This is a genomic window from Tenacibaculum aestuariivivum, assembly GCF_964507685.1.
GTDB lineage: Bacteria > Bacteroidota > Bacteroidia > Flavobacteriales > Flavobacteriaceae > Polaribacter > Polaribacter aestuariivivum.
On record NZ_OZ208414.1, the window covers coordinates 1,299,292 to 1,325,426 of the forward strand.

General features: G+C 29.4%; 24 protein-coding genes. 18 read left to right on the top strand and 6 right to left on the bottom strand.

The window, feature by feature from the left end; genetic code table 11:
* Positions 1–57: 57 nt before the first annotated feature.
* From ACN5J4_RS05650 to ACN5J4_RS05705, 12 genes are all read left to right on the top strand, one after another.
* Positions 58–1,041: a pyruvate dehydrogenase complex E1 component subunit beta gene (locus ACN5J4_RS05650; protein ID WP_418649046.1), complete on the top strand. Its 984-nt coding sequence runs from the start codon at positions 58–60 to the stop codon at positions 1,039–1,041.
* 70 nt (positions 1,042–1,111) lie between these two features.
* Positions 1,112–3,622 (top strand): DUF5686 family protein, encoded by a 2,511-nt coding sequence (locus ACN5J4_RS05655; RefSeq protein ID WP_418649047.1) that lies wholly within the window; start codon positions 1,112–1,114, stop codon positions 3,620–3,622.
* Positions 3,623–3,721: 99 nt separating this feature from the next.
* Positions 3,722–4,249 (top strand): inorganic diphosphatase, encoded by a 528-nt coding sequence (locus tag ACN5J4_RS05660; RefSeq protein ID WP_418649048.1) that lies wholly within the window; start codon positions 3,722–3,724, stop codon positions 4,247–4,249.
* A gap of 135 nt (positions 4,250–4,384) precedes the next feature.
* Positions 4,385–5,719: an anthranilate synthase component I family protein gene (locus tag ACN5J4_RS05665; RefSeq protein ID WP_418649049.1), complete on the top strand. Its 1,335-nt coding sequence runs from the start codon at positions 4,385–4,387 to the stop codon at positions 5,717–5,719.
* A gap of 39 nt (positions 5,720–5,758) precedes the next feature.
* The gene (locus ACN5J4_RS05670; RefSeq protein WP_418649050.1) at positions 5,759–6,679 is read left to right on the top strand and encodes a sterol desaturase family protein; all 921 of its coding nucleotides are present in this window, start codon (positions 5,759–5,761) and stop codon (positions 6,677–6,679) included.
* Positions 6,680–6,684: 5 nt separating this feature from the next.
* Positions 6,685–6,918: a hypothetical protein gene (locus ACN5J4_RS05675; protein WP_418649051.1), complete on the top strand. Its 234-nt coding sequence runs from the start codon at positions 6,685–6,687 to the stop codon at positions 6,916–6,918.
* Between the two features lie 3 nt (positions 6,919–6,921).
* Entirely contained in the window at positions 6,922–7,743 is an 822-nt protein-coding gene (locus tag ACN5J4_RS05680; protein WP_418649052.1) for a lysophospholipase, read from the top strand.
* Between the two features lie 16 nt (positions 7,744–7,759).
* Positions 7,760–9,073, top strand: a complete 1,314-nt coding sequence (tilS, locus tag ACN5J4_RS05685) for a tRNA lysidine(34) synthetase TilS (RefSeq protein ID WP_418649053.1) — start codon at positions 7,760–7,762, stop codon at positions 9,071–9,073.
* A 25-nt stretch (positions 9,074–9,098) separates the two neighbouring features.
* A complete protein-coding gene (locus ACN5J4_RS05690; RefSeq protein ID WP_418649054.1) occupies positions 9,099–11,066 on the top strand; it encodes a cytochrome c biogenesis protein CcdA in 1,968 nt (655 codons plus the stop codon).
* Between the two features lie 62 nt (positions 11,067–11,128).
* Entirely contained in the window at positions 11,129–11,716 is a 588-nt protein-coding gene (locus ACN5J4_RS05695) for a DUF4126 domain-containing protein (protein ID WP_418649055.1), read from the top strand.
* Positions 11,717–11,769: 53 nt separating this feature from the next.
* Positions 11,770–13,308, top strand: a complete 1,539-nt coding sequence (locus tag ACN5J4_RS05700) for a YifB family Mg chelatase-like AAA ATPase (RefSeq protein WP_418649056.1) — start codon at positions 11,770–11,772, stop codon at positions 13,306–13,308.
* Positions 13,309–13,383: 75 nt separating this feature from the next.
* The gene (locus ACN5J4_RS05705; RefSeq protein ID WP_418649057.1) at positions 13,384–14,394 is read left to right on the top strand and encodes a TlpA family protein disulfide reductase; all 1,011 of its coding nucleotides are present in this window, start codon (positions 13,384–13,386) and stop codon (positions 14,392–14,394) included.
* Positions 14,395–14,607: 213 nt separating this feature from the next.
* On the opposite strand, the gene ahcY is transcribed toward ACN5J4_RS05705, so the two are convergent.
* Positions 14,608–15,924: an adenosylhomocysteinase gene (ahcY, locus tag ACN5J4_RS05710; RefSeq protein WP_418649058.1), complete on the bottom strand. Its 1,317-nt coding sequence runs from the start codon at positions 15,922–15,924 to the stop codon at positions 14,608–14,610.
* Positions 15,925–15,987: 63 nt separating this feature from the next.
* Between ahcY and ACN5J4_RS05715 the strand changes: the two genes are divergently transcribed.
* From ACN5J4_RS05715 to ACN5J4_RS05740, 6 genes are all read left to right on the top strand, one after another.
* Entirely contained in the window at positions 15,988–16,614 is a 627-nt protein-coding gene (locus tag ACN5J4_RS05715) for a 4'-phosphopantetheinyl transferase family protein (RefSeq protein ID WP_418649059.1), read from the top strand.
* 91 nt (positions 16,615–16,705) lie between these two features.
* Complete coding sequence (locus ACN5J4_RS05720) at positions 16,706–16,966, top strand: hypothetical protein (protein WP_418649060.1); 261 nt, start codon at positions 16,706–16,708, stop codon at positions 16,964–16,966.
* A complete protein-coding gene (pnuC, locus tag ACN5J4_RS05725; protein ID WP_418649061.1) occupies positions 16,950–17,582 on the top strand; it encodes a nicotinamide riboside transporter PnuC in 633 nt (210 codons plus the stop codon). The genes ACN5J4_RS05720 and pnuC overlap by 17 nt, the downstream gene beginning before the upstream one ends.
* Positions 17,543–18,163 (top strand): AAA family ATPase, encoded by a 621-nt coding sequence (locus ACN5J4_RS05730; RefSeq protein WP_418649062.1) that lies wholly within the window; start codon positions 17,543–17,545, stop codon positions 18,161–18,163. The genes pnuC and ACN5J4_RS05730 overlap by 40 nt, the downstream gene beginning before the upstream one ends.
* Entirely contained in the window at positions 18,141–18,545 is a 405-nt protein-coding gene (gene arfB, locus ACN5J4_RS05735; RefSeq protein ID WP_418651143.1) for an alternative ribosome rescue aminoacyl-tRNA hydrolase ArfB, read from the top strand. Before ACN5J4_RS05730 ends, arfB begins: the two co-directional genes overlap by 23 nt.
* A 316-nt stretch (positions 18,546–18,861) precedes the next feature.
* Positions 18,862–21,228 carry a TonB-dependent receptor gene (locus ACN5J4_RS05740; protein WP_418649063.1) on the top strand — a complete coding sequence of 789 codons (2,367 nt, stop codon included), beginning with the start codon at positions 18,862–18,864 and terminating at the stop codon, positions 21,226–21,228.
* Positions 21,229–21,281: 53 nt separating this feature from the next.
* Here ACN5J4_RS05740 and ACN5J4_RS05745 read toward each other — a convergent pair whose 3' ends face one another.
* Genes ACN5J4_RS05745 through ruvB form a run of 5 tightly spaced genes read right to left on the bottom strand, consistent with a single transcriptional unit; the run spans position 21,282 to position 26,105 of the window.
* A complete protein-coding gene (locus ACN5J4_RS05745; protein WP_418649064.1) occupies positions 21,282–21,551 on the bottom strand; it encodes a heavy-metal-associated domain-containing protein in 270 nt (89 codons plus the stop codon).
* A gap of 1 nt (position 21,552) precedes the next feature.
* Positions 21,553–21,930 carry a rhodanese-like domain-containing protein gene (locus tag ACN5J4_RS05750; protein ID WP_418649065.1) on the bottom strand — a complete coding sequence of 126 codons (378 nt, stop codon included), beginning with the start codon at positions 21,928–21,930 and terminating at the stop codon, positions 21,553–21,555.
* 6 nt (positions 21,931–21,936) lie between these two features.
* The gene (locus ACN5J4_RS05755; protein ID WP_418649066.1) at positions 21,937–23,343 is read right to left on the bottom strand and encodes an MBL fold metallo-hydrolase; all 1,407 of its coding nucleotides are present in this window, start codon (positions 23,341–23,343) and stop codon (positions 21,937–21,939) included.
* An 8-nt stretch (positions 23,344–23,351) separates the two neighbouring features.
* The gene (locus ACN5J4_RS05760) at positions 23,352–25,082 is read right to left on the bottom strand and encodes a SulP family inorganic anion transporter (RefSeq protein WP_418649067.1); all 1,731 of its coding nucleotides are present in this window, start codon (positions 25,080–25,082) and stop codon (positions 23,352–23,354) included.
* Positions 25,083–26,105: a Holliday junction branch migration DNA helicase RuvB gene (ruvB, locus tag ACN5J4_RS05765; RefSeq protein ID WP_418649068.1), complete on the bottom strand. Its 1,023-nt coding sequence runs from the start codon at positions 26,103–26,105 to the stop codon at positions 25,083–25,085. It abuts the gene before it with no gap.
* Between the last annotated feature and the right edge of the window lie 30 nt (positions 26,106–26,135).

Genomic DNA, 26,135 nt, shown 5'->3' on the forward strand with positions numbered 1-26,135 from the left:
TCTTATTTGTATTTTTATTATTTTTGCTATCTTGATAAACAACGACTAATATAACGTATGAAAACAATACAATTTAGAGAGGCTATTTGTGAAGCCATGAGTGAAGAAATGCGAAGAGATGAAAGCATTTACTTAATGGGAGAAGAAGTAGCAGAATATAACGGAGCTTACAAAGCTTCTAAAGGAATGTTAGAAGAATTTGGTGCAAAAAGAGTTATAGATACTCCTATTGCAGAGTTAGGTTTTGGTGGTATTGCAGTTGGATCTGCAATGAATGGAAATCGTCCGATTGTTGAATACATGACCTTTAACTTCTCTTTAGTTGGTATTGATCAAATTATCAATAACGCAGCTAAAATACGTCAAATGTCGGGGGGTCAATTTAATTGCCCTATTGTTTTTCGTGGCCCAACAGGTTCTGCTGGTCAATTAGGAGCAACACATTCACAAGCTTTTGAAAACTGGTTTGCAAACACTCCTGGATTAAAAGTAATTGTACCTTCTAACCCTTATGATGCTAAAGGTTTACTTAAAGCAGCTATACGTGATGATGATCCAGTAATTTTTATGGAATCGGAACAGATGTACGGTGATAAAATGGAAGTTCCAGAGGGAGAATACATTATTCCTATTGGAGTTGCTGATATTAAAAGAGCAGGAACAGATGTTACTGTAGTATCGTTTGGTAAAATTATTAAAGAAGCTTATAAAGCTGCTGATGAATTAGCTAAAGAAGGTATTTCTATTGAAGTTATTGATTTACGTACAGTTCGTCCGATGGATCATAAAACTATTTTAGAATCTGTAAAGAAAACTAATAGATTAGTAATTTTAGAAGAAGCATGGCCTTTTGGAAGTATTTCTTCAGAAATTACTTTTAGAATACAAGATGAAGCATTTGATTATTTAGACGCACCTATAAAAAGAATTACAACAGCTGATACTCCGGCACCATATTCTCCTGTTTTACTAGAAGAATGGTTACCAAATGCTAACGATGTTATCAAAGCGGTTAAAGATGTTTTGTACATTAATAAGTAATAAAATAAAAATAGAATAAAATAAAAAATCCTTTTGGCCTACGTCAAAAGGATTTTTCAGTAATAAAAAAATGAAAAAGAAACTATTAATATTATTAATACTATTTACTTACACCTTACACGCTCAGCTTACTTTAAAAGGTAATGTTGTTGATGAATTTAATAACCCAATGCCTTTTGTTTCTATTTTTTTAAAAAACACAATGAAAGGAACTACTACGAATGATAATGGTGATTTTTTTTTAAAAACAACACATAATAAAGGTGTGTTAGAAATTTCTTTTATCGGTTTTCAAACACAAACCATAAAAGTTAATAAAAAAACTAAATATTTAAATATTGTTATTAAAGAAAGTGCAAACGAATTAGATGAAGTAGTAATTGTTACAAAGCCTAAAAAAAGATTAAAGAAAAAAGAAAATCCCGCTTATAAAATTCTAAAAGAAATTTGGAAAAGAAAAAGAAAAAATGGGTTAGATTTAGTAAACTACTATCAATACAAAAAACATACTACTGTTGAAATTGGTCTTAACAATTTAGATACTACTTTCTTGAAAAGAATTTTTAAAAATCAATATGCAGAAACCATAAATAACATAAAATATGATAGCGATGGTGTTAATTATTATGTTCCTATTTATTTAAATGAAAAAATTGCAAATGTATATGGAAATAATAAAAACAATGAAATTAGAGAGGATATTGAGGCTGAAAAAGCTGAAGGGCTAGGTGCTGACGGGTTTGTTTTTGACCGAATGGCAAACACTTTTCAAAACATTAATATTTTTAAAAATAATATTACACTACTAAACAAATCTTTTGTTAGTCCATTATCATCTGATGGGTTTGCTACTTACGACTATGTTTTATATGACAGTATTATTGAAAATAATAAAAAATTATATAATATTTATTTTTTTCCAATTAGAGATGGCGACTTAGCTTTTCAAGGTAATTTTTGGGTAAATGACAAAGTATTCTCTATCAAAAAATTAAAAATGAAAGTCCACAAAAGCATCAATTTAAACTTTGTAAGACGTTTATCATTTGAAAAAGAATTTGAAGTAAGAAATGACAGCATATATATACCTACCAAAAATGCTTACGAAGGAGACTTTACTTTTCTTGATAAAAATGAAAAAAATAAAGGATTAACTATTAAAAAAAACATATATTTTGATACTTACACATTTAACAAACCTTTATCGGATAAATTTTACACACAAGAAGTTCTAAAAATAAAACCAAACCAATATAAAAAAGAAGAGAATTACTGGAAAACAAAAGAGAAAGAAAACGATAAAAATAAATTAACATACAACCTAATAAAAGAAGTTAAAGAAAAAAAACAAGTTAAAAATATTACAGGGCTTGTTAATACTATTGCAAGTGGCTATATAAATACTAAATTAGGCATTCAATTTGGCCCTCTATGGACTATTTTAGCTAATAACCAAGTAGAAGGTATTAGAGCTAAAGTAGGTTTTAGAAGTTTTAAAACAAAAGATGATCGTTTTCGTGTATCAGGTTATTTAGCTTATGGTTTTAAAGATAAAAAAATTAAATATGGCTTAGAAGGTCGTTATCTTTTATCATATAAACCTAGAATAGCTTTTGGTGTAGCATATCAAAAAGATATAGAGCAATTAGGTAGTACTTTATTAAATACAACAAAACTTTTAGGTACTAGCTTTGGTACTGATGCTTTATTCTCAAGAGGAGATAACTTTTTTTTATCTAAAGTAGAAAAAGTAATGACCAATTTTGATTACCAAATAGAAAACAACTTACATATAGGTGTTAATTTATCTCACTCAAAAATAAAATCTGCATCATCTAAAAACTTTTCTATAAACTATACTGATGAGTTTGGTCATATAAAATCACAAATTACAGATTTAGCTTCGGATATTTATATATCATTTACTCCTGGAAGGTTTGTTTATGGACTTGGGGTCGAAAGACGATTTGGTAATAATATTTTTCCAACATTAATTCTAAACTATCGTAAAGGATATAAAGGCTTTTTTAACGGAACACATACCTACGATAAATTACAATTCAAATATAATCATCCAATCTTACTAGGTAAATTTGGTGTTTTAGATGCAACTCTTGAAACTGGAAAAATATTTGGAGCACTACCTATAGGTTTATTAAACATAATACCTGCAAACCAAACACTATCACTAACAAAAAACACTTTCTCCTTATTAAATTATTATGATTTTGTTACAGATACTTATTTAGCAACTCATTTTGAACATCATTTTAATGGTTTTTTTCTAAACAGAATACCTTTACTAAAAAAATTAAAACTACGTAGCTTAATAACTTTCAGAGGTGCTTACGGTACAATATCTTATAAAAACATTGCTATAAGTAAATCTAACATAAACTACAATGCGCCAAACAAACCTTATTATGAATATGGTATTGGAATTGAAAATATTGGATACGGAAACTTGCGTTTTTTACGTATAGATGCCATTTGGAGAAGTAATTATACTCCTCCTGCAGGTTCTTTTATTACACCCACTCCAAAATTTGCAATACGCATAGCCATTAAACCAAGCTTATAGCTATGACCTAATAGTAATATAACGTATTTTTTTATTAAAAAACAACAATAAATTATTACTTTTGCAATCCGGTTTTAGAAACGAAGAAAAGATATATATATGACTTCAAAAGAAAAAAAGACAGTAGATGTCTTAATTGAAATACCTAAAGGAAGTAGAAATAAATACGAATACGATTTTGATTTAGGAAAAATACGTTTTGACAGAATGTTATTCTCATCAATGATGTATCCTGGAGATTATGGTTTTATTCCTGAAACTTTAGCTTTAGATGGTGACCCATTAGATGTATTAATTTTAGGAGCTGAACCTACATTTCCTATGTGTGTTATGGAAGTAAAACCAATTGGTGTTTTCCATATGGCAGATGAAAAAGGGCCAGATGAAAAAATACTTTGTGTACCTGTTTCTGATCCTATTTGGAATCAATATAATGATTTATCTGACTTAAATCCACATTTACAAAAAGAAATTACACATTTCTTTAAAGTATATAAAGATTTAGAGAAGAAAAAAGTTGACATAGGTAATTGGGGTAATGCAAACGAAGCTTATGAAATATTAGATAAATGTATTGAACGCTATGAAAATAGTGAGCATAAAGCTAGTGGAAACTTTAAAATATAATTAAAATTTCAAATTAAAAAAGCCATTCAGATTAACCTGAATGGCTTTTTTAATTTATTATATAGATGTAAAAAACTACTTTTATAAACCACAACCCAATAGCTTTATTTCTATAGGGTTTCTTATTTTTGTAAGATGGCTAAAAGAACTCAACGTAATTTTGAAATAAATAACCAAAAAACTTTTAAAGAAAAACTTTTTTCTTGGTCTCAACAATTTGAAACGGCCATTTGGTTAGACTCTAATAATTATGAACAAAAATACGCATCATTTGACTGTTGCTTAGCTGCAGATGAATTTACTGCGATAAAAACAGATTATAAAAATGCCTTTGATAAATTAAAAGAATATCAATCATACACGAATGATTACCTTTTTGGATATATTTCTTATGATGTAAAAAATGATGTTGAAAAACTTAGTTCAAATAATTTTGATGGGCTTATTTTTCCTGATTTATACTTTTTTCAGCCCCAAAAATTAATTTTCATCAAAGGAAATACCGTTGAGTTTCATTACCTACAAATGATAGATGATGAACTTGAAAAAGATTTTAAAAACATTAGTACTACAGCTACTAATCAACTTTTTAACATAAATAAAAGCACAACAAAACAATCATCCGAAGAAAATAAAATTAAAATAAAGCTTAGAATACATAAAGATCAATATTATAAAAAAATAACAAAAGTTTTAAATCATATTAATAGAGGTGATATTTATGAAGCTAATTTCTGTCAAGAATTTTATGCTGAAAACACTAATATCAATCCATATAAAATATACACACATTTAAACAAAATATCAGCACCTCCATTTGCCACTTTCTTTAAACACGAAAACTTGTATTTATTATCTGCAACACCTGAAAGGTATATTAAAAAAGAAGGGCTTAAAATTATTTCTCAGCCTATAAAAGGAACTGCAAAGCGCTTCATTGACCCTATTAAGGATACTAAAATAGCTTTTGATTTAACAAGGGATGAAAAAGAACGGTCAGAAAATATTATGATTGTTGATTTAGTACGTAATGACTTATCAAAAACTGCAGTAAAAGGAAGTGTTAAAGTAGAGGAATTATGTAAGGTTTATTCTTTTAAACAAGTACACCAAATGATATCAACCATAGTATCAGAAATACCACCTTCAACCCATCCTGTTGATATTATTAAAGATACTTTTCCTATGGGAAGTATGACTGGAGCTCCAAAAATTTCAGCAATGGAAATTATAGAAGAATTAGAAGAAACAAAACGTGGATTATACTCTGGAACTGTTGGGTACTTTACTCCTGATGGAAATTTTGATTTCAATGTAATTATTAGAAGTATTTTATATAATGCTACCAAAAATTATGTTTCTTTTTCTGTAGGAGGTGCAATTACCTCAAAATCAACTCCTGAAAAAGAATATAAAGAATGCTTACTAAAAGCAAAAGCAATGAAATATGTTTTACTTAACTCAAAGTAGATGACTATATTGACACTTTAAATAAATTGATAAAAGAAAATGAATTTCACAAACCCATTAGTATACGGAGTTCCTTGCTTTTTAGGACTTATATTACTAGAACTAACCTATAGTAAAACACATGATAAAAAAGAGCTTTACAATTGGAAAGACTTAGCATCTAGCTTAACAATGGGTATTGGATCTGCTATTATTGCTGCGCTAATAAAAACAATTTCGGCCATTATTATATTTAATTATATATATGAGCTTTTTAATCCTTTAGTCAATGGCATTCGACTAAATATTATGGGATGGAAATCTTTTGGGTACGCTTGGTATGTTTGGATAGTTTGCCAATTATTAGATGATTTTAGCTATTATTGGTTTCATAGACAAAACCATATGATACGTTTTTTATGGGCTGCACACATTGTACACCACTCCTCTGATAATTTTAATCTAGGAACAGCCGTACGAAATGGCTGGTTTACTATTTTATACAAACCTTTTTTTTACATATGGCTTCCTGCAATTGGTTTTCCACCAGAAATGGTTGTGGTATGTTTAGGTATTGAAGCTTTATGGCAATTTCAACTACACTCCGTTTATATTCCAAAACTTAAATTTATAGATGTACTTTTTAACACCCACACAATGCATCAAGTACATCATGCAAAAAACATTGAGTATATGGATAAAAATCATGGTGGTTTTTTAAATATTTTTGATAGAGTTTTTGGCACATGGAAACCTTTAGATGAAAAAATTGATATTGAATACGGAGTAACTAGCCCTCCTGACTCTTATAACCCATGGGTTATTTTAACTCATGAATATAAAGACATTTTTAACGATACCAAAAAATCTAATAATTGGTATCATAAGTTTATGTATATTTTTGGACCTCCGGGATGGAGTCATGACGGAAGCACCGTCAGTGTTAAAGAGATGCGAAAACAGATTTTACAAAAGAAATAGAATTAATGATTATAGAACAAGAAGAAAAATTTACACAAGTACTTGCTAAAATAGAAGGAAAAGTAAATGAACAAAGTTTTTTTAATAAGTTTTTAGAATTATACCCTAAAGCATGGAAACAACATAAAACTACTTTTTCTAAATTTAAAAGAAGTAAGCAATTTGGTAAAACAATTCCTTTACCAAAACCTGAAGTTTCTTTACGAAAAGAAATTAGACAATGGTTACAAAAGCAATAAAAAATGATACATAAAGAGTTTAACTTCAACTATCATAAAACCACTTTTTTCGGACAATTTTGGCAACCCAAAACAGTAAAAGCTGTTGTAGTTATTATACATGGAATGGGAGAGCATTCTGGTCGATATAATCATGTTGCTAAAAAATTAACCAGTAATAATTTTGGTGTTATTGCTTTTGATCATTTTGGACACGGTAAAACATCAGGAAAAAGAGGTCACAACCCTGGTTTTAATATTGTTTTAAAAAGTATAACAAAATTACTAGACAAAACTACTGCTGTTTTTAATAATGCTCCTATATTTTTATACGGCCATTCAATGGGTGGCAACGCTGTTATTAACTATTCATTACGTAAAAAGCATCATTTAATTGGTATTATTGCTAGTAGCCCAATGCTTAAATTAGCTTTTAACCCTCCCGCATGGAAACTAATATTAGGTAGAGTTGCACAAAAAATTACACCTTCAATAACTTTAGGCAATCAATTAAATCCTAATGACCTTTCAAGAGATAAAAAAATTGTTAAAAACTATATTAATGATCCATTAGTACACAATAAAATTAGCGCAAATTTTTCATTATCTTTTATAGACTCTGGAAAATGGGCTATTAAAAATGCCTCTTTATTAAAAATACCAATATTATTATTACATGGTATAGCTGATAAAATTATTGATTATAAAGGAACCGAAAAATTTGCAGATTCAACAAATAAAGCAACCTTACAACTTTATAAAGAAGCTTATCATGAATTACATAATGATATATGCAAAGAAAAAGTACTAGAAGATATAGTAAACTGGTTAAATAATAAATTATAAAAAGCTTAACATTAAAATGCTTCAACAATTAGCCAAACATATAAATACAAATTTATCTTTTTTAAAAGAAAAAAAACTTTTAATCGCTATTTCTGGAGGACTAGACAGTGTGGTTTTAACGCATTTATTACAACAATTAAATTACAATATATCATTAGCACATTGTAATTTTAAGCTCAGAGGTGAAGCCAGTGACCTAGATGAAGCTTTTATTAGAAAACTAGCAGATAAACTAGAAATATATTTTTTTTCAACTAAATTTGACACAAGTAAATATGCCAAAAATAATAAACTATCAACTCAATTAGCCGCTAGAAAATTACGCTACACTTGGTTTCAAGAATTAATAAATGAACACTCTTTTGATTATATTTTAACAGCACATCATGCTGATGATAATTTAGAAACCTTTTTAATAAACCTAACAAGAGGTGCTGGCTTAGATGGCTTAATAGGAATACCTACTGTAAATGGTAATATTATACGCCCTTTACTAATTTTTTCAAGAGAAGAAATTGAAAAATATGCGTTACGTAACACTCTTAAATGGCGAGAAGATGCAAGTAATGCCGAGATTAAATACCTCCGAAATAAAATAAGGCATCAAATTATACCTATTCTTAAAGAAATAAACCCTAATGTGTTAAACTCACATATTAAAACAACTAACTTTCTTAAACAATCTCAACAAATTGTAACAGATAAAACACTAGAAATATCAAATAAAATTACCATTAAAGAAAATAATTTACTAAAAATAAATATTTTAAAGCTAGTAAAATTATCAAACCCAAAAGCTTATTTATATCAGCTTTTAAAAGAATATAATTTTACAGAATGGGATGATGTACACCATTTAATTTATGCACAAACTGGCAAGAAAATATCAACAAATTCGCATACTTTATTAAAAGACAGAGATTTTTTATTACTTTTACAAACAAATAAAAAAGAAAACACTGACAATGAAGTGTTTAAAGTTAAAAAAGAAGCCAAAACAATAAAAAAGCCTATTAATTTAGTAATAGAAAAAATTAATGAAAAACCAATTATTAATACAAACTCTATTTTTGTTGATAAAAATTTATTAAATTACCCACTTATCATTAGAAAATGGAAAACAGGTGATTACTTCTATCCAACAGGAATGGTAGGTAAAAAAAAAATAAGCAAATATTACAAAGACGAAAAGCTATCTATTTTTGATAAAGATAATACCTGGTTACTTTGTTCTGCTGATGATAAAATTATTTGGATTATTGGAAGAAGACAGGATAGACGTTTTTTACCTTCTAATAAAACTAAAACAACATTAAGAATAACTAATTAAAACAACCCCTCATAAACTAACTCGAATGAAAAAATTACTTACTCTATTTTTATTATTCATAGGTTTAACAGTTTACTCTCAATCTGATGATAACCCTATTGTCGTATCCCCTAACGTTGAAAAAATTTCAGACACTGAATACGACTTAATTTTTAATATTGAAATAGCAGAAGACTGGCATTTATATTCTCAATACAATCCAGAAGACGCTTCTTTACCAATGACTATTTCTCCTGCTGAAGGACAAACAGGATATACAGTTAAAGGTAAAGCTAAAGAAAGTGAAACTGAATCTGAGTTTAGCGAAATTTGGGGAAAAGACGAGATTTTTTTTACTGAAGAAGCTAAATTAATACAAAGAATTACCGTTTCTGATACTAGTTTAACTCAAGTTACATTAAATTTAGATGCACAAGTTTGTAAAGAATATTGTTTACCCTTTGATGAAGATTTTACATTTTCATTAACTGGTGATGAAGTATTACAAACAGTTACTGAGGTTGATGATAAAAGTCAGTCGTTATCACAATCATTAAACTTAAATTTAAAAAACACTTCTTTATTAAAAAGTACAGCACAAAAATCATCTGAAGAGGGAGGTGATAGCTTATTAAATATTTTCTTATTAGGTTTTGTAGGAGGCTTATTAGCCTTTTTAACACCTTGTGTTTTCCCAATGGTACCATTAACAGTATCATTTTTTACAAAGCGCACTGAGAAAAAAAGAAAAGGTATTGGAAGCGCTTTATTATATGGTTTTTTTATCATATTAATATACGGTTTATTAAGTTTACCTTTTCATTACTTAGATACTTTAGATCCCGAAATCTTAAATAGTATTTCTACGAATATATGGTTAAATGTATTTTTCTTTATAATACTAATTCTATTTGCGGGTTCTTTCTTTGGTTTTTATGAACTTACTCTACCTAGCTCTTGGAGCAATAAAGCAGACAGCGCTTCTAATATTGGAGGTATTATAGGTACATTTTTTATGGCTTTAACGCTAGCAATAGTATCATTTTCTTGTACAGGACCAATTTTAGGATCATTATTAGCAGGTTCATTAGGAACCAATGGAGGCGCCTTACAATTATCAACAGGTATGATAGGTTTTGGTACTGCTTTAGCATTTCCATTTGCACTATTTGCAATGTTCCCTGGATGGTTAAACTCTTTACCTAAATCAGGAGGATGGTTAAATACAGTTAAAGTAGTTTTAGGTTTTTTAGAATTAGCTTTTGCTTTTAAATTCTTATCAAATGCAGACTTAGTAGGTCATTGGGATTTATTAAAAAGAGAAGTTTTTATAGGTATATGGACAGTAATTTCATTACTAACAGCTTTTTACTTATTTGGTTTTATTGGAAAAAAATACGGAAAAATATCTTTTTTTAGAGTTCTATTAGGTATTGCTACTTTTGTCTTGGCTATATATTTAGCCCCAGGAGTTATGAAGAAGCCTCTGTGGAATCAAAATGATTTACTAAGTGGATTTGCACCACCTCAATTTCATAGTATTTATAAAAAAGACAATAAATGTCCACTAGGATTAAATTGTTTTAAAGATTTTGAAGAAGGTGTTAATTATGCAAAATCTGTTAACAAACCAATTTTATTAGACTTTACAGGATGGGCCTGTGTTAACTGTCGTAAAATGGAAGAAAATATTTGGATTAAACCTGAAATTTATTCATTAATTAATAATGACTATGTATTAATTTCATTATATGTTGATGATCATCAAAGAAAATTACCAGAAGAAGAACAATTTGATTTCATAAAGCCTAATGGTAAAGTTAAAAGAATTAGAACCTATGGTGATAAGTGGGTTACTTTACAGGTAGCAAACTTTAAAACAGCTTCTCAACCATTTTATGTATTAATGAGCCCTAATTTAGAACTTCTAAATCCACCTCAGCAATACTCTGATCATACAACCTATTACAATTGGTTAAAAACAGGTTTAGATAATTTTAATAAAAGTAAATAACTTTAAAAACAAAAAATAGCCTCTTTTAAAAGAGGCTATTTTTTTATTAGCTTAAAAAAATTATGAATCCTGAATTAATTATTAGTGTTTTCTTAGGGATTGGATTAGCTGCCTCTGTTGGATTTAGAGTTTTTTTGCCTCTTTTAGCGTTAAGTTTAGCAGGATACTTTAATATTATTCCTATAAACAATAATTTTAGTTGGATTATAAGTTCATCCGCTATAATTACTTTAGGAATAGCTACCTTTTTAGAAATTTTCGCCTACTACATTCCTTGGTTTGATAATTTATTAGACACTATTGCTATTCCTTTAGCTGCTATTGCAGGAACTGCTGTTATGGCATCAACTGTAGCTGATTTATCACCCGTTATTACGTGGGCTTTAGCTGTTATAGCTGGTGGAGGAACTGCTACAGCTATAAAAGGCACTACAGCTTCAGTAAGATTAGCATCTACTGTAACAACCGGAGGTATAGCAAACCCTATAGTTTCGAGTGTTGAAACAGGAACAGCCGTAATTATGTCTGGTTTTTCTATATTCTTGCCCATTATTGCTATTTTATTAGTTTTTATATTTTTTTTAAGTTTTAGAAAAGTTTATCAAATACTTTTTAAAAATTATAAAAAAACTAAAATATTTAATAAATAAACAATGTTTTAAGTTTTACTTATTTTAGCTATCTTTAACGTAAAGAGAAAGTTATGCTAATAAAAACATATGGTTCTGCTGTTTTTGGCATTGAAGCCACCACAATAACCGTAGAAGTAAATGTAGATAAAGGTATCGGATACCACTTAGTTGGTTTACCTGACAATGCTGTTCGAGAAAGTTCATACCGAATTTCTGCAGCACTAAATAATAATGGATTTAAACTTCCTGGAAAGAAAATAATTATTAATATGGCTCCCGCTGATATCCGTAAAGAAGGTGCCGCTTACGATTTAACTTTAGCTGTTGGAATTCTTGCCGCCTCAAATCAAATAAAAGTTAAAAATATTGATGACTATATTATTATGGGAGAGCTTTCTTTAGATGGAAGTGTACAACCCATTAAAGGCGCACTTCTTATAGCGATTAAAGCACGTGAGGAAGGCTATAAAAATTTTATTTTACCCAATACAAATGCAAAAGAAGCTGCAATAGTTAATGATATAAATATATTAGGGGTTGATACTATTGCTGAGGTAATTAATCACTTAGAAAACAAAAATATAATTGAACCTACTGTTGTTGATACCAGAGCCGAGTTTTATAAACATGTAGATTTTCCTGAGTTTGATTTTTCTGATGTAAAAGGACAAGAAAGTATAAAAAGATGTATGGAAATAGCTGCAGCAGGAGGTCATAACATTATTTTAATTGGTCCACCTGGAGCAGGTAAAACAATGTTAGCTAAAAGACTACCCTCTATACTACCTCCAATGTCATTACAAGAAGCCTTAGAAACTACCAAAATACACTCTGTTATTGGTAAAATAAAAAACACAGGACTACAGTATAATCGTCCTTTTAGGTCACCTCATCACAGTTGCTCAGACATAGCCTTAATTGGTGGTGGAAATAATTTACCACAACCTGGCGAAATTTCACTTGCTCATAATGGCATACTTTTTTTAGATGAATTACCAGAATTTAAACGAGGAGTCTTAGAAGTTATGAGGCAGCCTTTAGAAGACAGAGAAGTAACAATATCTAGAGCTAAATTTACTGTAAATTACCCAAGTAGCTTTATGCTAGTTGCGAGTATGAACCCCAGTCCGTCTGGGTTTTTTAATGATCCTGATTCTCCCATAACATCTTCACCTGCCGAAATGCAACGCTATTTAAGTAAAATTTCAGGTCCTTTACTCGACAGAATTGACATACATATAGAGGTTACCCCTGTTCCTTTCGATAAACTATCGGAAGAAAGAAAAGGAGAGTCAAGTGTAAAAATTAGAAAACGTGTAACGGAAGCACGTCAAATTCAAACAGAACGTTTTAACGACTCAGATAAGGTTCATTATAATGCACAGATGAATGTAAAGCAGATACGTGAGTTTTGTAAACTTTCAGATCAAAGTAATGCTTTATTAAAAATAGCCATGGAAAAACTAAACTTATCTGCTAGAGCTTATGATCGAATTTTAAAAGTATCACGTACCATCGCTGATTTAGATTCTTCGAAAAACATTAATTCAGATCATTTAACAGAAGCTATTCAATATAGAAGTTTAGATAGAGATGGATGGCTAGGATAAAAAAGAAAAAACCATTTCTATTCTAGAAAAATTAGTAATTTAGTAAGCTGAAAAATTAATTAAACTTAGCAACCAATGAAAAAAATAATTTATTTAATGGTATTTGCCATTAGTATGATTTCTTGTAAAAAAAAGCAAAATGATTTTGTTACTTTTTCTGGTAAAATAACCAATAAAAACTCAAACTCAATTACAATTTCTAATCCTCAACTACAATTTAATAAAACAATTAAACTTGATGAAAATGGTGCCTTTAAAGATACATTAAATGTTAAAGAAGGTGGTTTTTATCGTTTATTTGACGGAAAAAAATCAACTACTTTGTATTTAAAAAATGGTGCTGATGTTACTATGAATATTGATGCGAAAGACTTTGAAAAAACTATTACTTTTACTGGTGAAGGATCTAAAGAAAGTAGTTTTTTAGCAAAATCATCTTTATTACAACAAAACTTATTTAAAGATAAATCACTATTTACTTTACCTAAAGAAAAATTTGACACAAAAGTAGCTAGCTTTGTGAATGATTTTAATCAAAGGATAGAAACTATAAAACTAGACTCTAGTTTTGTTGCCTTTCAAAAACAAAATATTACAGGCTTAACCAATTATTTAAATAAAACACATGCTGAAAAATCATATTTAGTAACGAAATTAGCTAAAGGAACAGAATCTCCTAAATTTGTTAACTATGAAAATTATAAAGGAGGAAATACTTCTTTAGATGATTTAAAAGGAAAGTATGTTTATATTGATATGTGGGCTACATGGTGTAACCCTTGTAAACAAGAAATTCCTTTTTTACAAAAAGTTGAAAAAAAATATCATAATAAAAACATTGCCTTTGTAAGTATTTCTGTTGATAATGAGAGAGATTATGAAAAATGGAAACAAATGGTTGCAGATAAGAATTTATCAGGAATTCAATTATATGCTAAAAGAGATAAAACTTTTTCAAGTGCTTATAAAGTAAATAGCATTCCTCGTTTTATTTTAATTGATCCTCAAGGTAATATTGTTGATGCAAATGCTCCTAGACCTTCTAGCCCTAAATTAATTCAATTATTTGAATCATTAAAAATTTAATTAAAAACTGAAGATTTTATATAGAAAAATCCTGTAACTAAGTTGCAGGATTTTTTGCGTTAAGGATAGTAACGACATCCTTTTTTGGAGGAACGGAAAAAAAGATATAGTGGATAGCCTGTTAAAACGCCCAAATAAAAAAACCCTCACAAATTAATGTAAGGGTTTTTATAATATTCTAAAATTCTAAATCAAATTTAGATATTCAGTTTATTAGTATCTGTAATGCTCTGGCTTAAATGGCCCTTGAACAGTTACACCAATATATGACGCTTGATCTTCACGTAATTCAGTAAGCTCTACGCCTATTTTAGCTAAGTGTAAGTTTGCTACTTTTTCATCTAAATGCTTTGGTAACATATATACTTCATTTTGGTAAGCATCTCTATTTGTCCAAAGTTCGATTTGTGCTAAAGTTTGGTTTGTAAATGAATTACTCATTACAAAACTTGGGTGACCTGTTGCACACCCTAAGTTTACTAAACGCCCTTCTGCTAAAACAATAATATCGTTTCCTGCAATGTTGTATTTATCAACCTGAGGTTTAATAGTATCTTTTGTATTTCCGTGGTTTGCATTTAACCAAGCCATGTCAATTTCGTTATCGAAGTGACCAATGTTACATACAATAACTTTATCTTTCATAGCCTCGAAATGACGACCTTGAATAATATCTTTATTTCCTGTAGTTGTAATAATGATATCAGAATTACCAACAACAGTTTCTAAACGTTTAACTTCAAAACCGTCCATTGCTGCTTGTAACGCACAAATAGGGTCGATTTCAGTAACAGTAACAATAGAACCAGCACCTTTAAAAGAAGCGGCTGTACCTTTACCTACATCACCATAACCACAAACAGTTACACGTTTACCTGCTAACATAATATCAGTTGCACGACGAATTGCATCAACTGCAGATTCTTTACATCCGTATTTGTTATCAAACTTCGATTTTGTTACAGAATCGTTTACGTTAATTGCTGGCATTGGTAAAGTTCCTGCTTTTACTCTGTCGTATAAACGGTGAACTCCTGTAGTAGTTTCTTCAGATAATCCGTTAATTCCTTCAGCTAATTCTGGGTAACGATCTAAAACCATGTTTGTTAAATCTCCACCATCATCTAAAATTAAGTTTAATGGTTTTTTGTCTTCTCCAAAAAATAATGTTTGCTCAATACACCAGTCAAATTCTTCTTCTGTCATATCTTTCCAAGCATACACAGGTGTTCCAGCAGCAGCAATTGCAGCTGCAGCTTGGTCTTGTGTAGAAAAAATATTACAAGAACTCCAAGTTACCTCAGCACCTAAAGCTTGTAAAGTTTCAATTAAAACCGCAGTTTGAATTGTCATGTGTAAACACCCTGCAATTCTTGCACCTTTTAATGGTTGTTCATTTTTGTACTCTTCACGTAAACTCATTAATCCTGGCATTTCAGCTTCTGCCAACCTAATTTCCTTTCTTCCCCAATCAGCTAAAGAAATATCTTTTACTTTAAAAGGAACGTATGCAGCCGTTTTTGTGCTCATATTTTTGTATATTTATGTATCTAAATTTTTATATAGCAAAATTACGAAATAACTTTCTAACTTATGCCTGTTCATAAAACATTAACGGTAAACGAAACTACTAAAGTATTGATTTGGAAGATTGAAGAATCTTTTGAAGAATTACTTAACAACATTCAACTCTCTAAACAAAGTAATGAGCGTGTTAGCAGTATGAAATCTGACTTACATCGTAGAGGTTTTTTGAGTGTTCGACAATTACTAAAGCAGGTTGGTTATACTGATAATGATTTAATTTATGATGAATTTGGAAAACCACATTTAAAAGACGGTAAGTTTATTTCGATAACACATTCGTTTACTTTTTCTGGTATTATTATTTCTGATGATAAACCTGTTGGTATTGATATTGAAAAACAACGTGATAAAATTTTAAAAATCGCTCATAAATTTACGCCTATTGAACAATATAAATCAATAGCAAATCATGATGCTTTAATTAGTAAATTAACCATTGTTTGGGGAGCTAAAGAAAGTTTATATAAAATTTATGGTAAGAAAAAATTACTGTTTTTAAACAATATTTATATTGATGACTTCTCTTCTGAAACAAATGAAACTACTGGTAAAATTTTATACGAAGGTGTTACTGATGAATATAAAATACACTTTTTAGAAACCGAAGGATTTACGTGTGTATATGCACAATAAAAAAGTAAATCCTTAAAAAAATTTCTTATCATAAAATGAACTACAAAGATTGTAACTTTGCAGTTCATTTTTATTTTTTGAAACTTATTTTATGAAAATATCAGTAGAACTTACTTTAACACCACTTCAAAATGAATTTGAAGCGCCAATTATCGACTTTATAAAAAAATTAAGAACATCAGGATTAACAATTCTTGAAAATCCATTAAGTACGCAAGTTTATGGAGATTATGATGCTGTAATGCAATTATTAACATCTGAAATTAAAAATTCTTTTGAATTAATAGACAACGGAATAATTTTATTGAAAATTGTAAAATCTGACCGTAGTAAGTATGAACCAAGTTTTTAATTATCTTTTTAGCCAATACGGTACCTACGATACTTTAGATATTTGGTTAGAAATTATTGCCGTTATTTTCGGGTTTTTATCTGTTTGGTACTCCAAAAAGAATAAAATTTGGGTGTTTCCAACAGGTATGATTAGCACCGTTATTTTTGTGTATTTACTTTTAAAATGGCAATTATTAGGCGATATGATGATTAACGCATATTACTTTATAATGAGTGTTTACGGTTGGTATATTTGGACTAGAAATGTTGACGATACAAATGTTACTCCTATTTCGAGAACAACATCAAAAGAAAAGAAAATCAGTGTTTTTATATTTATAGGAACATTGATTTTTGTGTATGCTGTATATTCTTATTTTGATAAATGGACACATTGGACAGCCTATGTAGATACCTTTACAACAGCAATTTTCTTTGTTGGGATGTGGCTAATGGCAAAGCGAAAAATTGAAAATTGGATTTATTGGATTATTGGCGATATTATTTCTGTACCGCTTTACCTTTATAAAGGATTTACGTTTACCTCTTTTCAATATTTAATATTTACCTTTATTGCCGTTAGCGGTTATTTAGCATGGAAAAAAATCTTAAACAACAAAAAAGCAATCTTGTAAAGGTTGTTTTATTTGGTCCTGAAAGCACGGGGAAAACTACTTTATCTAAACAATTAGCACGCCATTACAATACTGTTTGGACTCCAGAATTTGCACGTGAATATTTACAAAATAAATGGAATAACGAACGTAAAATTTGCGAACAAAAAGATATTATTCCTATTGCCGAAGGTCAAATTAAATTAGAAAACGATTTAGCAAAAAAAGCAGACAAAGTATTAATTTGCGATACTGATTTACTTGAAACAAAGGTATATTCTGAAGAATATTACGGTGGTTTTGTTGATAGTAATTTAGATAAAGCTGCTATTAAAAATTCTTACGATATTTATTTTTTAACGTATATTGATACTCCTTGGGAAGCCGATGATTTGCGCGATAAACCTGGCGAACGTTTAGAAATGTTTAAAGCTTTTGAAAGTGCATTAATAAAATACAAGCGTCCGTATGTTTTATTAAAAGGAGATAAAGAAACTCGTCTTAAAAAAGCTGTTGAAATAATTGATAAATTACTTGCTAATAAAAAAGATTTATATTCTTTTTCTACTATTTTAAATGATGAATATACCCGAACTAATTAAAGAATTAAATTTTAAAGCAATTAGAAGTTCTGGTGCTGGCGGACAACATGTAAATAAAGTATCATCTAAAATTGAACTGACTTTTGATCTAACTAAGTCTAATGAATTATCAGAAAATCAAAAAAAAATACTCTTAAAAAAATTAGCTTCTCGATTAACCAAAGAACAGGTTTTAATTCTTTTTTCTGATGAAACTCGGTCGCAACATCGAAATAAAGAATTAGCTATTAAACGTTTTTTATTTATTATTAAAGAAGGTTTAAAAAGACCAAAAATTAGACGCATAACCAAACCAAGTAGAAATTCTGTACTTAAAAAATCGGTAAACAAAAAGCGTCAAGCATTAAAAAAATCACTTCGAAAAAAACCTGATTTAGATTAATCTTATCTAGATAAATAGACTACATATAACTTCTTAATGTTACTGATTTATAATTAAATATTATAAAATTCTTAACTCCTTAATCGCTATTCTAAAAATGTATCATACATTTGCGCCGTTCTCGTAAAGGGGTGCCAAATATCGGCTGAGATCACACCCAATGAACCTAGAACAGATAATGCTGTTTAGGGAAATAATATTGTTACAAAGTAATTATTAATAAAGATTTTTTCTTTGTTAAAACACTTTATAATTCTAAAAATTTATTCAAAAAACAAAGAATAATTACCTCCTTTTATTCGCTTTTATTTTACAAATGAAAACAATTTATTTTATTAAACAAGTGAAGATAGTAGCTTTTTTAATGGTATTATTTGCAACCGTAAATGCAAATGCACAAAATTTTATTTTATCTGGTAATGTAGTTAATAATAATCAAGAACCTTTAGTAGGTGCTACTATTACAATTAAACAATTAAAAAAAGGTGCTGCTTCTGATTTTGAAGGTAACTTTAAATTACAATTAGCAAAAGGAACTTATACTGTTAGCGTTTCTTATGTAGGACTTAATAGTGTAGTTCAAAATATTGAAATATCAGAAAACAAAACTATTACCTTTCAATTATCTGGTGATAAAAATGTATTAGATGAAGTTTTAGTAAATGCTGTTCGTGTACAAGCTGATGCTCCTGTAACACACTCTAATTTATCAAAAAAACAAATTGAAAAACGTAATTTAGGACAAGATATTCCTGTTTTAATGAACTATTTACCATCAGTAGTTACAACTTCTGATGCTGGAGCTGGTGTTGGATATACAGGAATTCGTGTTCGTGGTTCTGATGCTTCTAGAGTTAATGTTACTATAAATGGAATTCCTTATAATGATAGTGAAAGTCAAGGAACTTACTGGGTTAATATGCCTGATTTTTCTTCTTCAACTCAAAGTATTCAATTACAACGTGGTGTAGGAACTTCTACTAATGGTGCGGGTGCTTTTGGTGCTAGTTTAAACGTATTAACTGATAATGATGTTGATGAAGCTTTTGGAGAAATAGCTACTTCACTTGGCTCATTTAACACACAAAAGTATACTGTAAAATTAGGAACAGGTAAATTAAATGACCATATTTCATTTTCAGGACGTATTTCTAAAATTACATCTGATGGATATATAGATAGAGCTTCTGCTGATTTAAAATCATACTTTTTACAAGGAAGTTATGTAGATGAAAATACTTTAATTAAGGCACTTGTTTTTGGAGGTCATGAAATTACTTATCAATCATGGAATGGTGTTGATGCTGCTACGCTAAAAACAGATAGAACTTTTAATTCTGCTGGTATTTTATTCGATATAAACGGAAAAGTAAAAGGAGCTTATGATAATGAAGTTGATAATTATAAACAAGATCATACTCAATTACATTGGAATCAGAAATACAGTGAAAACTTATCTTCAAATATTGCTTTACATTACACTTATGGAAGAGGTTTTTACGAACAATATAAACAAGCTTTAGAATATGATGATGATTGGAATGTAATAGGAGCAACGCCTATTGCAAATCAAAATGAAGATAATACCGATTATATCCGAAGAAAATGGTTAAAAAATGATTTTTATGGAATTACTTATAATATGAATTATAAGGATGATAATTGGGATATTCTTTTAGGAGGAGCTTGGAATCAATATAAAGGAAAGCATTTTGGAGAAGCTATATGGTCTCGTTTTGCTGGAAATGGAGAAATAGGAAGTAGTCTTTATGATAACTATGGAAATAAAGAAGATTTTAATCTTTTTGCTAAAGCAACTTTTAATGTAAATGATAATCTAACTTTATTTGCTGACCTTCAAAACAGAAATGTTTCTTATAAAGCAGATGGTGTTCAAGCTACTTTAGTCGATGATACTTTTAATTTCTTTAATCCTAAAGCTGGTGTAAATTATAAATTTGACAACAAAAACAGTCTGTATTTTTCGTATGCACGTGCACAAAGAGAACCTAACAGAACTGATTATGAAAATGGAAATCCTAAACCAGAAAAATTAGATAACCTTGAATTAGGTTGGCGTCTTAAAACAAATAGCGTTCAAATTAATACAAATATCTATTATATGGCATACCAAGATCAATTAATTTTAACTGGTGAAATTGATGATATAGGTTCACCTATAAGAGCTAATATTGGTGAAAGTTATCGTTTAGGTTTAGAAATTGATGCTTCTATAAATATTACTGATTATTTAAATATAACTCCTAATGTTACAATAAGTCAAAATGAAAATGTATCATTTAAAGAAACTGATGGAACTGTCGTTACCAAATTAGGAAATACCGATATTTCTTATTCTCCAAAGTTTATTGCAGGTAATGCAATTAATGTATCTCCTACTAAGAATTTAAACATTGCCTTATTATCAAAATATGTTGGTTCACAATTTATGAGTAATAATGAATTAGCAGCATCAGAATTAGATGCTTATTTTGTTAATGATTTAAATATTAATTATACTATTCAAACTAAATCAGTCTTTAAAAGCATTACTTTTTCTGGATTGATAAATAATATTTTTAATGAAGAATATAGTTCTAATGGTTACATGTGGGATACTACTCCATATTACTTTCCACAAGCAGGAACAAATTTTTTACTAGGTGCTACTTTAAAATTTTAACACCTATCTTTCTTCAAAACATAAAAAAACCGAGCAAAATTGCTCGGTTTTTTTTATGCTTTATTTACTTTACCAACTGCACAACTAACAAATGATTTTGCTTTATGCAATATAGTATTTTCGCTTCCTATTTCAGGATAACCTAATTTTGATAATTTTTCTTTTACCAAAATTAAACTAGCTTCGGTTGTCTTTAAAGTAACTAATGATTTTTCTACATCAACCTTTACTTCTTCAACTCCTTTAATACTTGTTAACCCGTTGATAATTGTATTTGCACAACCACCACATTTTAAATTTTCTATATAAACTTCGTGTACCATATTAGTTATTTTTTTCTTTCCAGGCCATATACCCGCCTAAAACATTATAACAGTGAAACCCTTTTTTTGATAAAATTTCTGACGCTATTTTACTTCTACCTCCTGATCGGCAATAAATATAAACAGGCTTTTCTTTATCTAATTTTTGTAAAGAAATGCTTTCAAAATCAGTTGCAGTTACATTTATTTTTATAGCATTTTCAATAACACCTTCTGCCCATTCATCAGGTGTGCGTACATCTACAAGTTGTGTGTTTTTGTTGTTTTTTAAAACAAGTTGTAAATCATTAACCGTAATATCTTTTATTTCGTTTGTACTTGATGCACAAGAAATAATAAGAGTTAATATTAATGTAATTAAAAAAAAGTATTTTTTCATTATTTTTTATTTTAAAGTTGATGGGCAAACTGCCGCTGTTCTTTCAATAGCTGTTTCTTTTATAGCTGCGTAACCTCCAGTTACATCTATAACATTATGATAACCTCTCGCCTTTAATATTGAAGATGCAATTACAGAACGGTATCCTCCGGCACAATGCACATAGAAATCACCCTTTTTAGGAAAATCTTCAATATAATCATTTAAAAAATCTAGCGGAGCATTAGCAACGTTAATAATGTGTTCACTTATATATTCTCCTGGCTTTCGCACATCAAATACAGTTGCCTTATGCTTTATTGCTACTTCTAAATCATTTGCAGAAACTGAGCGTAAGGTATCTATTTCATTTCCTGATGCTTTCCATGCACTAAAACCACCTTCTAAATATCCTACAACATTATCAAACCCAACACGAGATAAACGAGTTATCGTAGTTTTTTCTTCACCAACAGGAGTTACTAATAAAATTGGTTGTTTAACATCTTTTATTAAAGCTCCAACCCAAGGAGCAAAAGCACCTTCTAAACCAATAAAAATTGATTGTGGTACAAATCCTTTTATAAATTCAGATTGATGACGTACGTCTAAAATTATGGCTCCTGTATCATTTGCTACTTTTATAAATTCTGAAACGGATAAACTTATAGCACCATTTTTAATGACATCATCAATAGATTGATACCCTTCTTTATTCATTTTTACATTTAACGGAAAATAAGCTGGTGGTGGTAATAAACCATCAGTCACTTCTTTTATAAACTCCTGTTTAGTCATATTAGCACGTAAGGCATAATTTGTTTTCTTTTGTTGCCCAATTGTTCCAATGGTTTCTTTACTTAAATTTTTACCACAAGCAGATCCCGCCCCATGCGCAGGATACACAATAACATCATCTTCTAATGTCATTATTTTTGTACGTAAACTATCATATAAAAAACCTGCTAAATCTTCTTGAGTCAATGCTCCTTTTTGTGCTAAATCGGGTCTTCCAACATCACCTAAAAATAAAGTATCACCGCTAAAAACAGCATGGTTTTTACCATTTTCATCTTTCAATAAATAACATGTACTTTCCATTGTGTGCCCTGGGGTGTGTAATGCTGTAATAGTAATATTCCCTACTTTAAAAATTTCACCATCTGTTGCAATGTGCGATTTATAATTTGTTTTAGCTGTAGGTCCATAAACTATAGTTGCACCAGTTTTTTCAGCTAAAGTTACGTGCCCACTCACAAAATCAGCATGAAAATGTGTTTCGAAAATATACTTAATATTTCCATTATCTTTTTTAGCTCTTTCAATGTATGATTCCACTTCACGTAATGGATCAATTATAGCTATTTCTCCTTCACTCTCTATATAATAAGCACCTTGTGCTAAACAACCTGTATAAATTTGTTCTATCTTCATAATATTAATTATTCATACGCCTGATGTATATATTGTGCGTATTTTTTTTGATTTTGATTATCTCCTGTTTTAAAAAAATTGACTGCTCCGTAGGCACGCATAAAAAAGTGATCTAAACTAACCACTTCTAAAATACCTCCTCTGAAAAAAGCATCTCTTACAGGCCCTTTTACTCCTGCAAAATAAAAAGCTATATTTCTTTTATGATAATACCTTATACGTTCCTTGAGCATTTCAATACCTGTACTATCAACTCGATTTATACTTTCAGCATCTAATACAATTAATTTTAATGCTTTGCCTTTTTCTTCTGCCATTTCATCTAATTTCTCTCTAAAATAATTAGAATTTGCATAAAATAGTTGTGCATCAAAACGAAATACTAATATCTCATTATCTGTAATAACTTCTTTAAATCTATTTTTATTACGATAAAAATCTGAATTTGGAACTTTTCCTAATTCAACTACATAAGGTCTAGATGTTCTGTAAATCAAAATAACTAATGATAAAGCAGCTCCTATTAATATACCATATTCAATTCCAAAAAAAATGGTAGCTACAAAAGTTGCTATTAACAACCAAAAATCTAAATGATTAGCCCTCCAAAGTCTTTTTGCTTCTGATACATTTATCAAATTAAATACAGCTACAATAATAATTGCAGCGAGTATTGTTTTAGGTAGATGATAAAAAAGAGGTGTTAAAAAAAGTAATGTTAATATAACTATTATTACGGATACAAAAGCAGAGACACCTGTTTTGGCTCCAGCTTCTTCGTTTATTGCTGACCTAGAGAAACTAGAAGTAATTGGATATGATTGAAATAAAGATCCTACAATATTGCTTAACCCTAAAGCAACTAACTCCTGGTTAGGATCTATTCTGTATTCATCTTGTTTAGCTTCCAGTGTTTTACCTATAGATATTATTTCCAAATACCCTACCATTACAAGTGTTGCTGCTATTGGAAATAATTCTCTAATCAAAGCTACGTCAATAATAGGAATACTAAAACTAGGTAATCCAGATGGAATTTCTTTAACAATAGCTACATCAATAAAATACTTCTCAAAAAAGTAAATAACTACAACACCTAAAACAACTACAATTAAGGCACTTGGTATTTTTTTATTTATTCTTCTAAAAATCATAATGAGAATACATGCTATGATTCCTATAGCAGTTGTATGATAATTAAAATACGATGCCTTATTAATAATATCATCAATAAGAATATGAACTTGGTCACTTTGTAAAAAATCAACACCAAATAGATTTCTAAATTGATTTAAACCTATAATTAGTGCTACAGCAGATGTGAAACCTATTATCACAGGTCTCGATAAAAAATTAACGATAAACCCTAAACGAAACACCCCCATTAAAAACTGTATAACACCTACAATTAAAGCTAATAAAATGGCTATAGTTATATAACTTTCAGAACCTATTAAAGCTAATGTAGAAACACCTGTTGCAACTATTAATGAATCCATAGCCACTGGACCAATTGCTACTTGACGTGATGATCCGAAAATAGCATACATTATTTGTGGTGCTAAAGCAGCATATAAACCATAAATTGGTGGTAAACCTGCAATTAAGGCATAAGCAATTCCTTGCGGAATTAACACCGTTGCAACGGTTAAACCTGCTATAACATCTCCTCTAAAATAGGCTTTATTATAATTTGGCAACCATTGTAATATTGGTATGTTTCTTTTTAATATTTTCATTTAAAAAAGCCCTCCTTGTCTTATTTCTTTTATTCTTCTTAAATGTTTATATGCTAAATCAGTTACTTCTCTACCTCTTGGTGTACGCATTATAAAACCTTGTTGAATTAAAAAAGGTTCATAAACTTCTTCAATAGTTTCAGTATTTTCACCAACTGCTGTGGCAATTGTGCTAATACCAACTGGCCCCCCCTTAAACTTATCAATAATTGTAGCTAAAATTTTGTTATCCATTTCATCTAAACCATGGGCATCAACATTTAATGCTTTTAAAGCATAAATTGCTATTTCAATAGTAATACTTCCATTTCCTTTTATTTGAGCAAAATCTCTAACTCTACGTAATAATGCATTTGCAATACGGGGTGTTCCTCTACTTCTACCTGCAATTTCAATAGCAGCTTCCATAGAAATTGGAACGCCGAGAATTTGAGAACTACGCTGAATAATTGTAGTTAATAATTCTGTAGAATAGTAATGTAAACGACTACTAATTCCAAAACGTGCACGCATTGGGGCAGTTAATAATCCTGAACGTGTGGTAGCACCGATTAAAGTAAAAGGTTCTAAATTTATTTGTACTGTACGAGCATTTGGTCCAGATTCAATCATAATATCGATTTTATAATCTTCCATAGCCGAGTATAAATACTCTTCTACAATAGGACTTAATCGATGAATTTCATCGATAAACAATACATCACGTTCATCAAGATTTGTTAATAAACCTGCTAAATCACCTGGTTTATCTAATACAGGTCCTGATGTTACTTTTATACCAACACCTAGCTCATTAGCTAAAATATGTGCTAAGGTAGTTTTTCCTAATCCTGGTGGTCCGTGAAATAAAGTATGATCTAGCGCTTCATCTCTTTGATTTGCAGCTTGAACAAATATTTTTAAATTATCTATTGCCTGATCTTGACCTGAAAAATCATCAAAAGAAAGTGGACGAAGCTTTTTTTCTAAGTCTAATTCATAATTTGATAGATTAGTGTTTTCAGGATTTAGGTTTTCATTCATAATCTTACAAATATAATTGAATTATACTAT